Source organism: Legionella hackeliae (genome assembly GCF_000953655.1).
Classification (GTDB): domain Bacteria; phylum Pseudomonadota; class Gammaproteobacteria; order Legionellales; family Legionellaceae; genus Tatlockia; species Tatlockia hackeliae.
The window spans coordinates 3,230,187-3,244,197 of the sequence record NZ_LN681225.1 but is presented as its reverse complement, the minus strand read 5'-3'; the positions used below and the strand labels follow the sequence as shown (position 1 = coordinate 3,244,197).

Genomic DNA, 14,011 nt, shown 5'->3' with positions numbered 1-14,011 from the left:
AGGGCAGTAAGAAATAACGCAATTAAAGCTGTTGAAAGGTCGCAAAATGAAGAACAATCAGTATATAATGATTGCGTTTTTTTTATATGTTTTGCGGGGATGTGAATGACTCAAGAGATATTGGCGGCAGCGACCATTATTGCAGAGGAACTGAAAGTAAAAGTTTCTCAAGTGGAGACAGCCATTCGTTTGCTGGATGATGGAGCAACCGTTCCATTTATCGCGCGTTACCGTAAAGAAGCTACTGGCGGTCTAGATGATGTGCAATTGCGGCAATTAGCTGAGCGATTGCTTTATATTCGTGAATTGAACGAACGCCGTATGGTTGTCCTGGAGTCAATTCGTGAGCAAGAAAAGTTAACACCTGAGCTTGAGAAAGCCATTCTTGCTGCAGACACCAAAACTCGTCTTGAAGATTTATACTTGCCCTATAGGCCAAAACGTCGCACAAAAGCGCAACTTGCTAAAGAAGCAGGCTTGGAACCTTTGGCTCTGGCATTATGGGAAGACCCTACTTTGATGCCAGAAACACATGCGCAGCAATTTATTAATGCTGAAGCGGGTGTCACGGATGCAAAAATAGCTCTTGAGGGTGCTAGTCAAATTCTCATAGAAAAATTTGCTGAAGATGCTGAGCTAATTAATGAATTACGTGAATACTTATGGCAGCATGCTGTACTAAAATCTGCGGGTTCCAGTGATAAAAAAGCAGCAGGCAACAAATTTGCCGATTATTTTGAATACGAAGAGCCCATAAAAAAAATCCCCTCTCATCGTGCATTAGCGCTGTTTCGTGGCCGTCGAGAGAGTATTCTGCAACTAAGTCTGGTGGTACCTGATGCCCAATATGGTGAAACGCGCGTAGCTTCCTATTTTAATATTAGCAATCAGCAGCGAGCGGCAGATAACTGGTTACTTGATGCAGTGCGTATGACTTGGAAAGTAAAATTATTTACCAAACTTGAATTAGAATTATTTACGCGCTTAAGAGAAATAGCTGACGAAGAAGCAATTAATGTATTCGCCAGAAATCTACGGGATTTATTATTAGCAGCTCCGGCTGGTCATCGTGTTACAATTGGTCTTGATCCTGGTATTCGCACTGGTGTTAAAGTAGTGGCGGTCGATATCACTGGAAAATTACTGGACTACACGACGATTTTCCCCTTTTCACCACAAAATGAATGGCATCAAGCCATTGCAGAGCTCGCCAAGTTAACGGCTAAACACAATGTTGATCTGATAAGTATTGGTAATGGAACTGGCTCTCGTGAAACTGAACGTTTAGTTTCTGACATGATGAAGATGTATCCAGATCTTAAATTGGCCAAAATTGTGGTGAATGAGGCTGGCGCTTCAGTTTATTCAGCATCAGAGTTGGCTTCGAAAGAATTCCCTGATTTGGATGTTTCTTTACGTGGTGCGGTTTCTATTGCTCGTCGCTTGCAAGATCCATTGGCTGAATTAGTAAAAATCGAACCGAAATCCATCGGTGTTGGCCAATACCAGCATGATGTTAATCAAACACGTTTAGCGCGCTCTTTGGATGGTGTAGTTGAAGATTGCGTAAACGCGGTAGGGGTTGATGTTAATACCGCCTCTGTAGCATTACTGACTCGGGTGTCTGGCTTGAATGAAACTCTGGCTAAAAATTTAGTACAGTATCGTGATGAGCATGGGGCCTTTCAAAATCGCGAACAATTGAAAAATGTTGCGAGAATGGGCGAAAAATCGTTTCAACAAGCCGCAGGATTTTTGCGCATCATGAACGGAGATAATCCTTTAGATGCGTCTTGCGTGCATCCAGAAGCTTATCCTCTAGTTGAGAAAATGTTAAACGACCAGGGTGTTGATATCCGCAAAGCCATTGGCAATCGTGATGTATTGCAAAGCATGAATGCTGAACGATATGTTGATGACGTGTATGGCTTGCCTACTATTCGTGATGTGTTACGTGAGTTAGAGAAACCAGGTCGAGATCCACGTCCTGAATTTAAAACTGCTAATTTTAAAGAGGGCGTTGAAGACATTAGCCATTTAGAAGAGGGAATGATTCTAGAAGGCGTTGTTTCCAACGTAACTAATTTTGGTGCATTCGTTGATATCGGTGTTCATCAAGATGGTCTAGTACATATTTCTGCTATGACAAACCGTTTTATTAATGATCCACATGCCATTGTGAAAGCAGGTGATATTGTTACTGTAAAAGTTGTTGAAGTGGATAAAGAGCGTCGCCGCATTGGTTTAAGTATGAAGTTGAATGAAGAAAAAGCAGCTGTCATACAGAAAAAAGTAGAAAAAACACAAACCTTTGCGAAAAAATCTCCGGCTAAAAAGCAAGGCATAGCAAAACCTGAAGCTAAAAAGAAACAGCAAGAGGTCGCCAAGAAAACTGTTTTTAATACTGCAATGGCAGATGCTTTGGCAAAATTAAAGCGTGGTTCTTAAACTATGACGCCTCGTGGAGAAATCACAATCCAGACTTTAGCTATGCCAGCAGATACCAATGCCAATGGTGATATTTTTGGTGGTTGGCTGGTGTCGCAAATGGATTTGGCTGCAGGGGTTCTAGCTAAAAAAATAGCGCATGGTCGGGTGGCAACTGTGGCAATTCATAGTATGACATTCTTGAAGCCCGTACATGTTGGCGATATTGTCAGTTGTCATGTGGAGTTAGCAAAACGTGGCACTACCTCCATGACCATTGCTGTTGAAGTATGGGCGGAGCGGGCGACCACTGGCGGTCGATACAAAGTAACAGAAGGAACATTTGTTTTTGTTGCTATTGACGAAGAAGGAAACCCACGGAAGGTGCCTGGCTAAGCATGACGGTTGATTTTGAAAATTTAAAAAAATGGATAGCGGATATGGCGGTGCTTATAGAGCAAAATGCAGAGCCAGATCCGCAACATTACACGCCTTTTCTCCAAGAGCCTGATTTAGCATTACGTCTTATTCATCTTCTTGATAGTTTAGAAAACAATGAAAGCGAACCTGGACAGGCTTACTATTCAGCTTGTGTTTTTGCTTTGGATATTTGTGTAGCCCAATTACACACGGCTCAGGATAGTGGAAACAAGCTTGCTTTAAAGACATTAAATCAATTAATGTTAACCCTTGCTGAGGTGATTAATAAAGGCCATCACTCCTTAGGATTTTGGCTACCCGTTCTTAATGCTTTCTATGAAGTACACGTCGATTTGAGTCCTGAATTACAGCAGGCTTATCTCGATTTGGCGGGTCAAGAGAGTGAGTTAACGCCAGAAGAGGAAATTGATCATTTAAATGCAATTCGCGAAATGATAGAGGAATTATCAGATCTTTCAGTATTTGATATTGCAGAGAATTTCTTCGCACAAAGTTATGCAATGCCCCCTGATTTTTTTGTTGATCTAATTTTTGATTTATACAGCATTGAAGAGGGCCATGATATTGCCTTACTGAGTCTACTGCATCCTAAAAAAGAGGTGCGCGACATAGTTATCGCAACGTTTGATCAATTAATGAAAACGATAACGCTCAGTTCAATATCACTTTCACGATTACAAGCAATTAAACATTGGTATCCTGAGTCGTATCACGATCAATTTGATTACTGGATTAAAATGCAACGTCGAAAAGGTGTTGTTTTTCATTCGGATACTTCTTCCAAACCCGTGATTCGTATTAAAGCCAGCGAAGTTGATGGTAGTGGTGCTCAAGGCATCTTTATCCATGTCAAAAAACAACGTAAAAATTATTTATGTGGCTTACTATTTAAACATGATTTTGGGATCAAGGATGCCTGGATTACCCCAGCAATCCAAGCTAGCGAGGTCCCTAAATATTACGATGAAGCATTCGATGACAGTGTCACACTGCGAGATGTCGATTCTTCTTATTTATTAATGATGACGGGTCATTTTTTAGCGTTTACAGTACAACGGGGAGAAATACCCGATTTACATCTGCTGGAAATACAAGAGCTCCTTGGTTTGCATTTTCTCCCTCGTCCTATCGATACGCCTTATCTAATTGAACAACTGAGCATACAAATAACGCCATTTACTCCAGAGGCAATAGAGTCCTCTCTGAAACGCTCCAAATCGTGGCCAAAAAGCAAACGTTTCACGGAGTCTTGGTATATTGAAAATTCAAACGTTGATAAATTGGTAAATCGCTGTTGTACAATTATTGAGGGTGTAAAGGTTTGTACAATGGAAGACGCACTTAAGGCTGTATTTGCCAAAGAGTTGGAACCGCACCGAGATAAATGGTTATTTCATTTTTTGTGGTTGGCATTATGGGTGAAGTCCAAGGCTCGTAAAAATGAAAAAATATGGCAGGACAGTTTATTCATTGCTTACACGATTAATTCTGGTGTTCCATTAAAAGATATTCCAATCATGCATGAAATCTGTCAACAAACTGTAATAAACAGTATTGAAACAATGAATGAGCGCCGTACTTATTTAAGTCAAGAATAAAACCTGTGGATAACTTTGTTCTTAAAAATTATATCTGTTAATAAAGAAGACATAAAATCGCGTAACTTAATGAAAATTAATAGATAATATTAAAAATGCATCTGGGGTTATAATCCACAGATTTTGTGGATAAGCTTGTGGATTTCAAGATGAAATCCTGAAAAAACGAGGGCTTAAGCCGGTGTATTGTTTTGAACCAATTTAAAGTCATGTTTGATAGATGCGACTAAAGTATGGACCGCCACATATACTGGCAATTTTCTTTGAGTAGCAAATTCTTATATGATCTCTAAACAGTCAATTAATCGATAATCCCAATGCTAGATATTGTGGCCGCTTTTTTTCTGTTGTTTAGCAATGCTGTCGTTATTATTCCCTTTCTAATTTTGGGTTTTATCTGGTTAGATAAAAGTCTTTTTTATCATGCGATATGTCTGATCTTAATAAGTAGTTTGATTAATGTGGCCTTGAAAGTTAGTTTTCAAATTCCCTTGCCCGCGTCTATTGCTAAAAATTGGTTTGCATTTCCTAGTGGGCATATGCAAATGACTACGGTTTTATATGGATGGATAGCTTACAAAATAGGGATTGAATGGATCAAAAGAGTGTTAATCACCCTATTAATCGGCATTGCTCTAAGCTTAATTCATTTCAATTATCATAATGTTTACGACATTATTGGAGCGCTATTTTTTGCGCTATTAATTCTTGTACTCTATCCAATTTTGTACTCAAAATGGCCAACAGCGATGCCATGGATTTTATTAATTACAGCGATTAATTTGATCGCTTATATTCATTTACGTTATCGACCTATCCCAAATCATGCCTGGGTTGCATTTTTTATGTTAGTCGGGTTTATTATTGCGGAGACCCTCTCAAAGGGGCGGCATATTCTGCTTTCTATAAAGCAGAAATTAATCGCTACTTTGTTGGTTATTGTCCTGATGATTCTCACTTACAGTGTGTTCCAAATTCCTGCTGTTCACACATTACCTTTTTATTTTGCCTATATGGAATGGTTAATTATTGGCTTTATCCTTCCTTGGTCATGCTTAATTGCAAAATGGATTAAGCCTTCAAGTGTTTTTTAGTCATCAGTATCAACCTGGTAAACATGCAATCTGCTGCGAGAGTCTCGCAGCAGAGGTTATGAACGTTAAATAGGTCTGATAAATGCTGAACGTGATGTGGAATCACGGGGAAGAGGCTCTGGTTTTTTTATAGGCTCAACATCCGGTAGTGGTTCTGGTTCAGTCTCAGGTTGTTCAACAGGTTCTGTTTCGGGAAGTATTGAAGGGACCGGCTCATTCGGTTCTGGTAGCGGGGGTTCTTCTAACGGGATTTCCTGGTTATTGATATTCATGTTTTGATTGAGCATCCCTATTAATTGTAAAAGTGCACTTTTAATTCCTACTAACTCCTCAGCGATTCGACTTAGTTCAAAACTTGCTTGTACAGTTTCTTTTGAGACTTCCATATCTAACTCCAAGTATCCTGCGATACGGTTAAGTATGATAATCGGAAAGTCGTGCTCTCTCCCTTAAATGATTAACTTTCCATAAATTAAATTTATTGCTTAAAAATTAAGCGCTCACTTTAAACTTACCACATCAACCTGCATTGTCAAAGGAGAACACGGATAGTTAGGTATAAAGCAGGATAATCTTTCAAGAAAAAATAATGAATGTGAATAATACTAAGACAAACGGCATCGGAAAAAAGCTCAATTTTGCAGGATGGGTGGCTGTCGTCTATGCTTAAAGGTAGGTCATATAGTTAAAGGATTAATTGTATGAGCTGGGTAAATATTGTTAGTGAGTGTATTTACAGCATATTGACCTATGACCTACTCAATCAAGACTTATTTTGCCTACAGCTCTTCTCTAAATTTAATCCTACTGCTTCAACCCGAATGGGTATGCACTCAAAGCAATAATTTACGCTAGCCGTAATTCTAATTAAAGTCTGATTGGAAATAGTGAAGTGATTCATGGAATGAGGGAATGTATTATGGATAAATTAATCCAATTAAAATTTGCAACGGTGTTGTTGTCCAGTGGTTTAGCTTTAGGAGCTTTTGCTAACACAAGTAACAATGAAGCTACCACAAGCGAATCGGCAGTAAAGCCTGCGCAAACTCAAACTGCTCCGGCAAATAATTTGCAATCTAACAGTATGCAAAATGACAAAGTGCAATTAAGTGATGAAGCACTACTTTCTTCTGTCCAATCAGCATTAGGAGCTTATAAAGATAAAGTTAACGTCACTTTGACCAATGGCATAGTTTATCTTTCAGGCCAATTAGATTCCGATACTGATTATGAAAAAGTCGTTACTTTAGCAGAGTCAACTCAAGGTATAGGTGATGTTAATGTTGACAAATTGACTGTAAAAGGGAGTGAAGAACCGTTAGATGACACTCTGTTAACAGCTAAGATTAAAGCTACTTTAATCCAGGCAGATGTTATGGGCAAAGACCTGCCTTCCTGGTCTGTAGGAGTGGAAACCAAAAATGGACAAGTTTTCTTGTCTGGAAAAGTTGCTTCTGCACAAGAAAAGCAAGCTATTTTAAAGGTAGTTAAGTCAGTCGAAGGTGTTCATCAAGTTAACGATAAAATCGAAATTACTGCTGCTGATCCTGCAACAGAGACTAATGCTGCGACAGATACTAACGCTGGCAATAAGTAAAACTTATGGAAGATGGACTACAAGGAGGAAATAAAATGACACATCAAATCGTGAACGCAGAAGACGTTATTAATGTGAAAGTCAAAAATTTGCAAGGTGAGGACTTAGGAAAAATTGAAGCCTTGATGCTTGATAAGCGTGAGGGGCTTGTCTCTTACGTCGTATTGTCTTTTGGTGGCTTCTTAGGGATGGGAGATAAATTATTTGCTATGCCATGGAGCATATTTTCCTATGACGATGCGCAAGATTGTTTCATTATTGCAGTGGATAAAGAAACCCTAAAAAACTCTCCGGGCTTCGACAAAGAGCATTGGCCAGATATGTCAAATCCTACATGGGGAGCATCCATTCATAAATATTATGGTGCTCTGCCTAATCGTGCAAGACATTAATGCCAATGAATTTTTGTCGTAATTTGCGTTGGTAAAGAGCGATTTTGCTCTTTACCAATAAGGGGATTTCTATGACTAGCGAAAAGCAACAACCGCCGCAGCATCAAAAAAAGCAACCTGGCATCGAAGCAGCCATGCATCCGAGACCACAATATGTAGCCCCTTATTATCAAGGGAGTAATAAATTGGCAGGTAAAACCGCGTTAATCACCGGAGGAGATAGTGGTATTGGGCGTGCTGTAGCCTGTGCTTTTGCGTTAGAAGGTGCTGATGTTATCGTGCATTATCTTAATGAAGATGTGGATGCTGAAGAAACAAAACAATTTATTGAAGAGACAGGAAGAAATTGCTGGTTAATCTCAGGAAATTTACAAAGTTATACAGCTTGCGAAGAATTAGTAAAAAAAGCATTAAAACTGTGCCCAAAAATAGATATTTTGGTTAATAATATTGCGGAGCAGCATCCTAAAGATTCCATCGAAGATATTAGCTGCCAGCAACTGGAAGAAACCTTTAAAACAAATTTTTTTTCCTATTTTTACATGATCAAAGCTTTATTACCGTCTCTAAAAAAAGACAGTGTAATTATCAATACAACTTCAGTAACAGCGTATAAAGGAAGCGGGCATCTTATAGATTATTCTGCTACTAAAGGCGCAATCACCGCGTTGACACGTTCCTTATCTCAGAATTTAATTGATAAAGGGATTCGAGTTAATGCAGTGGCTCCTGGACCAGTATGGACCCCCTTAATTCCTGCAAGCTTTACTGCTGAAGAAGTGGAAGAATTCGGTTCACAAGCCCCAATGAAACGTGCTGGGCAACCTGCAGAAATTGCTCCGGCTTATGTGTTTTTTAACGTCTAGAGATTCCTCTTACATGACAGGACAGGTATTACATCCAAATGGTGGAACCATTGTAAATAGCTAAGGGTGTTGATAATTCAGAATCATGCTTGGCAAAAACCAATTTTGCCTATTTGATTAACAACAATGCATTTAAAACGAAGAAAAACTTGATGATTTATAGCTAATGCACTAAAAATTAGATTTGTCGATGAAGTACTTACTATGTAAAGGACTACAAATGAAGATACTCAAATTGGACATTTTAAAGGGGCCGAACTACTGGTCAAATAACAGAAAAAAACTAATAGTTATGAAGTTGGCTCTGGAGAAATATGAGTATCTGCCTACTAATTTACTACCTGGTTTTCGTGAACGACTTAAAACGCTAATTCCGAGCTTATACAACCATCGTTGCTCTCCTGGCGTTGAGGGAGGATTTTTTGAGCGTGTTACTGAGGGTACCTGGTTAGGACATGTGGTCGAGCATATTGCATTGGAGTTACAGTGGTTGGCGGGAATGCAATGTGGATTTGGCAGAACCTACAGTGCTCATGAAGAAGGTGTATATAACGTCATATTTTCTTATGAAATCGAAGCCGCGGGGCTTTATGCTGCTGAAGCTGCGGTAAATATAGCCAGAACTTTAGCCGAAGAAAAAGAGTATCTACTTTTAGAAAAAAATCTCCAAGCCCTAAATCAAATTGTAATTCAGGCCCAATTAGGACCAAGTACCCAAGCAATCCTCACCGAGGCGGAACGAAGAAATATTCCCTATTTCCAATATGACAACAATTCGCTAGTAATTTTAGGATATGGCCAAAATCAAAAGAAAATTTGGGCGACCATCAGCTCGCAAACGAGCTCCATTGGGGTCGATATAGCAGCCAATAAAGAGTTAACCAAACAGGTTCTGGCATCGAATTTTATCCCAATACCTTTTGGTTGCACGATACGTCAGGAAGATGAGTTAAATGCAGCTCTTGAGCACATTAAATTTCCAGTAGCGATTAAACCTTTAAACGGAAATCATGGCAGGGGTGTGACGGTTGATATCAATAATCATGAAAAGGCAATTTTAGCATTTAATTTGGCTAAAGAGACTGCCAATGAGGTGATTGTTGAACGTTATATTCAAGGTGAGGACTATCGTTTTCTAGTGGTGAACTATAAAGTAGTTGCGGTAGCTAAACGTACACCAGCAATGGTTATAGGCGATGGTGAGCATACTATTGAGCAATTGATTGACGAAGTAAATCGTGATCCACGACGTGGTATGGGGCATGAAAATTTTTTAACGGCAATAAAAATTGATGAATCAACATTGGCTATTTTAAAAGAAAAACAATTGTCGTTGGATTCTGTTTTAGCTGATAAGCAAATTTTATATTTAAAAGAAGCAGCAAATATAAGCTCTGGTGGAACTGCAACGGATGTGACGGAGGAAGTGCATCCATCGACAAATTACTTGATGGAACGTGTTGCTCGATTAATGGATCTGGATATTTGTGGGGTGGATGTGATTGCCAAAGATATTCATAGTGAGTTGACTGAGGAAAATGGCGCTATCATTGAAGTGAATGCCGGTCCTGGTTTAAGAATGCACTTGGCACCCACGTATGGTAAGCCACGAAATGTGGCTGAACCTATTCTAAATATGTTGTTTCCAGCAGACTCTCAAGCGGGAATTCCATTAGTAGCAGTTACCGGAACCAATGGAAAAACAACTGTAGTCCGCCTAATTGCCCATTTAGCGAAGCAAGCCCGTTACTATACGGGTTATACGACCACTGAAGGTGTTTATATCGACAATAAGCTTATTTATGAAGGAGATTGCAGTGGCCCTGCAAGTGCTCGGGTTGTGTTGCAAGATCCAAAAGTCAATTTTGCAGTACTCGAGTGTGCTCGTGGAGGTATTTTGCGCGCAGGATTGGGATTTAATGAGAGCACAATTAGCATTATCACCAATATTACGAGTGATCATTTAGGGTTAAATGACATTCAGACGCTCGAAGAGCTCACCAGGGTTAAAAGTGTGGTAGCTCATAGCACCAAAAAAGGTGGATATGCTATTTTAAATGCTGATGACAGGCTGGTGTATGGACTTAAAGATGAACTTAATTGCCATATTGCTCTTTTTAGTCGTTATGAAAACCCTTTGATTCAAGAACATTGTACTGCAGGAGGGTTAGCTGCCTATCTTGAAAATGATGTCATCGTCATTAATGACGGCACTAAAAAGCATGCCTTGGCGAGGGTATCTGAGTTACCACTGACATTAGAAGGTACAGCAACATGTATGATTCAAAATATACTTCCTGCAGTATTGGCAGGTTTCGTCAGTAAATTCTCTTTAGAGCTGATGCAAAACGCGCTATTCACTTTTTACCCGACTGTAGAAAATATTCCGGGACGCATGAATTTATTTGATTTTGCTGACTATCAAGTCATGGTTGATTATGCCCATAACGAAGGTGCTTTTGTTGAGCTTCAAAAATACCTAAGTACTATCCAGTGCGAGAAGAAGATAGGTATTATTACGGCACCTGGTGACCGACGTAATGAAGATATCACAAAACTTGGTTATCACTCCGCTTATATGTTCGATGAAATTATTATTCGTCATGATCAAGATGGTCGCGGACGAACTAAGGAGGAAATGACGGAATTATTAAAAAAAGGTATTAATGAATCTAAGTTAAACCCTCTCGTCACTATTGTTTCTGATGAATTGGAAGCGATTTGTTATGCAATGCGGGAAGCGACTCCAAATTCCTTTATCTATTTTTCAGTTGAAAATGTATTTCGCGTGGTTAACTTTATGAAAAAAGTAGAATTAAATTTTAAACTGCGTCGAGAGGAAGTAGTGGTGTAAAGGGAGTAATTATCAAGACTGGCATATACAATGCATCAGGGAGGGTATGTCTTTTTTAAAGACACATAATGGAATCCCTATGTTACCAAAAGCTAAATTACTGATTATTGGTGGGGCTGAAGATAAAGTGGATGAGCCACCAGATATCATTGAGCAAAAAAAAGAATTTACCCGCTATGAGATATTAAGTGAGTTATTGCCTGATTCGGAAAATAAAAAAATAGAAATGATAACTACAGGTTCCGAAGTACCAAACGAGGTGAAGCGTGTCTATAAAAAAGTCTTTCATGAAATTGGTTACAAGAATATTGGCTTCTTACATATAAAAGAAAGAAAGCAGGCCCGTAATAAAGAAATATTAAGAAGAGCAGAGGATGCGGGCACGATTTTTTTTACCGGGGGTGATCAATTTAGGTTATCCACCATTTTAGGGGGGACTCCCTTTATTGATATCGTAAAAAACAGGTATCAAAATGATACTAATTTTATCGTGGCAGGAACTAGTGCAGGCGCCATGGTGATGTCATCTATCATGATTACCAGTGGCGGTTTAACAGAAGCATTAATTTACCGAAATCTAATGACTTCCTCAGGTTTGGGAATTTTACAATCCTGCATTATTGACACTCATTTTATTAAGCGAGGTCGATTTGGAAGGCTCGCTCACGCGGTTATTATGAATCCTGAGCAACTTGGCATTGGATTGGGTGAAGATACTGCCTTGATCATTAAAAACGGCTCTGATGCAGAATGTCGCGGTTCAGGAATGGTTGTTATTATTGATGGTAGAAATATTGTGCAAACCAATATTACCAATGTGGCTGAGGGTGAGGCAGTTTTTGTTGAAAATTTGAAAGTCCATTTGTTAGTGAAAGGCTGTCAATTTTCAATTGCTACGCGTAAGCTGGCTAATCCGGCAATCCCTCGTCGTGAGAAGAATAAATAATTACAAGGACGACTATGAGTATTGTCGCTATTGCAGTTCATGGAGGAGCTGGAGAATACAGTTCTTTTCTTAAAATTAACCGCTTACAAACCGAAGAAGGATTAGCAGAAGCTGTGCAGGCGGGTTTTGCTTTTCTCGAGGACGGCGGGAGTGCTCTTGATGCGGTTGAAATGGCTGTGAGGTACCTTGAAGATAATCCATTGTTCAATGCTGGAAAGGGTTCTGCTCTTAATTGTGCTGGTGAAGTCGAAATGGACGCATCCATCATGGATGGAGAAAATTTAAAGGCGGGTGCTGTATCGATGGTTCGCGAAGTGCGTAATCCTGTAATGTTAGCCCGATTAATCATGGATATGACACACCACGTTTATCTTTCTGGCTACGGTGCCCTGGAGTTAGCAAAAATAAAAAATCTCCATCTTGAGCCTGAGTCTTACTTTATCACTAAGCATCAGCTCGAAGAGTTTAAAAAGCGCAATAAGAATGAATCCTTTGAGCAGATTTTGAATAAAAAAATGATGGGAACAGTCGGTGCTGTTGCTTTGGACAGCCAGGGGAACATTGCTGCTGCTACTTCGACAGGGGGGCTTAGTAACTGCTTACCCGGTCGAGTAGGAGATAGTTGCCTTATTGGAGCTGGCTGCTACGCTAATAATGTAAGCTGCGCGGTATCTGGAACCGGTGAAGGGGAGTATTTAATAAGGGCAGTTGTAGCAAATACTATTGCTTCCTTGATTGAGTTTAAAGCGATGAATTTGCAAGAAGCTTGCGACTATGTCATCCACGAGCGCACCAAACAGTTAAAAGGAGAGATGGGGGTGATAGCATTAAATGCTAAAGGCGAAATAGCAACATCGTTTAATACGGAAATTATGAAACGGGCCTGGAGAAGCAGCCGAGAAAAGCTACAAGTAAAGATTGAGTAGGACTGATATTTGAGAATGAAAAATGCAAAATCATCATTCATTGTGTTACTAGCCTTATGGGTTAATTTGGCCACTGGTGCAGAGTTGTGTCCACCATTAGATAAACAAGGCAGGTTAAGAATTGACCCTCAAGCAATGACTCTACTTGAAGCCTGCATTGATAAGGCGCCCTCTACCAAGTCACTGCATTTTAATGATAAAAGCCAAAGCTATTCGACAAGCCGCCAGCAACTCCACCATCAGATTATTGATAAGTTATTACAGAATAAACCTTGCCGTGTCGATAAACCGATTGCTTTACTAACGGGTGGTTATCCAGGAGCTGGTAAAACAAGTTATTTAAATAAAAAAATTCCAAGGATTAAGCAACATTTTATTATTATTGATGCCGATGATATTCGTGCCCAACTTCCCGAATATAAAGGATGGAATGCCTTTAATACTCAAGCGGAAGTCAAAGACATTGTTACGCAGGTATTAGACTCTCTTGGAAGGCCTTGTGTTTATAATGTAATTTACGATGCGTCGATGTCTGATCCTCAATTCTATATGGAATTCATTAACCAATTAAAAGATAAGGGTTATAAGGTTTATATTATTTATCTGCAAATACCTTTTGATATCGCCATACAAAGAGCGAATCTGCGGTATTTAGAGACTGGGCGTTATGTTTCTTCAGATTTTCTAAATCATGTAAGAAAAGAAGGACTAAACACGTTTAATACCATTAAAAATGAGGTTGATGGTTATATGGTGGTCGATGGTTTGACAACAAAAGTGATTAAAGAAGGTGGCGATAAAATACCAAAAAACCTCTAGGAAATTGTCATTTTTTACAAAAAATAACAAGTTAATATTTAAATAATTTTT

12 protein-coding genes are annotated in these 14,011 nt (G+C 39.3%); 11 read left to right on the top strand and 1 reads right to left on the bottom strand.

The window, feature by feature from the left end:
- Window positions 1-105: 105 nt before the first annotated feature.
- From LHA_RS14335 to LHA_RS14320, 4 genes are all read left to right on the top strand, one after another.
- A complete protein-coding gene (locus tag LHA_RS14335) occupies window positions 106-2,448 on the top strand; it encodes a Tex family protein (protein ID WP_045107149.1) in 2,343 nt (780 codons plus the stop codon).
- Between the two features lie 3 nt (window positions 2,449-2,451).
- Window positions 2,452-2,823 carry an acyl-CoA thioester hydrolase YciA gene (yciA, locus tag LHA_RS14330; RefSeq protein WP_045107148.1) on the top strand — a complete coding sequence of 124 codons (372 nt, stop codon included), beginning with the start codon at window positions 2,452-2,454 and terminating at the stop codon, window positions 2,821-2,823.
- Between the two features lie 2 nt (window positions 2,824-2,825).
- Window positions 2,826-4,466 carry a hypothetical protein gene (locus tag LHA_RS14325; protein ID WP_045107147.1) on the top strand — a complete coding sequence of 547 codons (1,641 nt, stop codon included), beginning with the start codon at window positions 2,826-2,828 and terminating at the stop codon, window positions 4,464-4,466.
- 317 nt (window positions 4,467-4,783) lie between these two features.
- Entirely contained in the window at window positions 4,784-5,560 is a 777-nt protein-coding gene (locus tag LHA_RS14320; protein ID WP_045107146.1) for a phosphatase PAP2 family protein, read from the top strand.
- A 65-nt stretch (window positions 5,561-5,625) separates the two neighbouring features.
- Here LHA_RS14320 and LHA_RS17015 read toward each other — a convergent pair whose 3' ends face one another.
- The gene (locus tag LHA_RS17015) at window positions 5,626-5,946 is read right to left on the bottom strand and encodes a hypothetical protein (RefSeq protein ID WP_045107145.1); all 321 of its coding nucleotides are present in this window, start codon (window positions 5,944-5,946) and stop codon (window positions 5,626-5,628) included.
- 533 nt (window positions 5,947-6,479) lie between these two features.
- Here LHA_RS17015 and LHA_RS14310 point away from each other — a divergent pair.
- The 7 genes from LHA_RS14310 to LHA_RS14280 all read left to right on the top strand — a co-directional run bounded on the left by LHA_RS14310 (window position 6,480) and on the right by LHA_RS14280 (window position 13,960).
- Window positions 6,480-7,157, top strand: coding sequence for a BON domain-containing protein (locus LHA_RS14310; protein ID WP_045107144.1), 678 nt, complete (start codon window positions 6,480-6,482; stop codon window positions 7,155-7,157).
- A 35-nt stretch (window positions 7,158-7,192) separates the two neighbouring features.
- Complete coding sequence (locus tag LHA_RS14305) at window positions 7,193-7,549, top strand: PRC-barrel domain-containing protein (RefSeq protein ID WP_052673738.1); 357 nt, start codon at window positions 7,193-7,195, stop codon at window positions 7,547-7,549.
- A 71-nt stretch (window positions 7,550-7,620) separates the two neighbouring features.
- The gene (locus LHA_RS14300) at window positions 7,621-8,415 is read left to right on the top strand and encodes an SDR family oxidoreductase (protein ID WP_231861937.1); all 795 of its coding nucleotides are present in this window, start codon (window positions 7,621-7,623) and stop codon (window positions 8,413-8,415) included.
- Window positions 8,416-8,635: 220 nt separating this feature from the next.
- Complete coding sequence (gene cphA, locus LHA_RS14295; protein ID WP_045107142.1) at window positions 8,636-11,269, top strand: cyanophycin synthetase; 2,634 nt, start codon at window positions 8,636-8,638, stop codon at window positions 11,267-11,269.
- 79 nt (window positions 11,270-11,348) lie between these two features.
- On the top strand, window positions 11,349-12,215 hold the full coding sequence (locus LHA_RS14290) for a cyanophycinase (RefSeq protein ID WP_045107141.1): 867 nt from the start codon (window positions 11,349-11,351) through the stop codon (window positions 12,213-12,215).
- A 14-nt stretch (window positions 12,216-12,229) separates the two neighbouring features.
- Window positions 12,230-13,141, top strand: a complete 912-nt coding sequence (locus tag LHA_RS14285) for an isoaspartyl peptidase/L-asparaginase family protein (protein WP_045107140.1) — start codon at window positions 12,230-12,232, stop codon at window positions 13,139-13,141.
- A gap of 15 nt (window positions 13,142-13,156) precedes the next feature.
- Entirely contained in the window at window positions 13,157-13,960 is an 804-nt protein-coding gene (locus LHA_RS14280) for a zeta toxin family protein (RefSeq protein WP_045107139.1), read from the top strand.
- The last annotated feature ends 51 nt before the right edge of the window (window positions 13,961-14,011 follow it).

Excerpts from the sequence above, each read along its gene's own strand:
- LHA_RS14335 (WP_045107149.1), top strand. The coding sequence starts at position 106 with ATGACTCAAGAGATATTGGCGGCAGCGACCATTATTGCAGAGGAACTG.
- yciA (WP_045107148.1), top strand. The coding sequence starts at position 2,452 with ATGACGCCTCGTGGAGAAATCACAATCCAGACTTTAGCTATGCCAGCA.
- LHA_RS14325 (WP_045107147.1), top strand. The coding sequence starts at position 2,826 with ATGACGGTTGATTTTGAAAATTTAAAAAAATGGATAGCGGATATGGCG.
- LHA_RS14320 (WP_045107146.1), top strand. The coding sequence starts at position 4,784 with ATGCTAGATATTGTGGCCGCTTTTTTTCTGTTGTTTAGCAATGCTGTC.
- LHA_RS17015 (WP_045107145.1), bottom strand. The coding sequence starts at position 5,946 with ATGGAAGTCTCAAAAGAAACTGTACAAGCAAGTTTTGAACTAAGTCGA.
- LHA_RS14310 (WP_045107144.1), top strand. The coding sequence starts at position 6,480 with ATGGATAAATTAATCCAATTAAAATTTGCAACGGTGTTGTTGTCCAGT.
- LHA_RS14305 (WP_052673738.1), top strand. The coding sequence starts at position 7,193 with ATGACACATCAAATCGTGAACGCAGAAGACGTTATTAATGTGAAAGTC.
- LHA_RS14300 (WP_231861937.1), top strand. The coding sequence starts at position 7,621 with ATGACTAGCGAAAAGCAACAACCGCCGCAGCATCAAAAAAAGCAACCT.
- cphA (WP_045107142.1), top strand. The coding sequence starts at position 8,636 with ATGAAGATACTCAAATTGGACATTTTAAAGGGGCCGAACTACTGGTCA.
- LHA_RS14290 (WP_045107141.1), top strand. The coding sequence starts at position 11,349 with ATGTTACCAAAAGCTAAATTACTGATTATTGGTGGGGCTGAAGATAAA.
- LHA_RS14285 (WP_045107140.1), top strand. The coding sequence starts at position 12,230 with ATGAGTATTGTCGCTATTGCAGTTCATGGAGGAGCTGGAGAATACAGT.
- LHA_RS14280 (WP_045107139.1), top strand. The coding sequence starts at position 13,157 with ATGAAAAATGCAAAATCATCATTCATTGTGTTACTAGCCTTATGGGTT.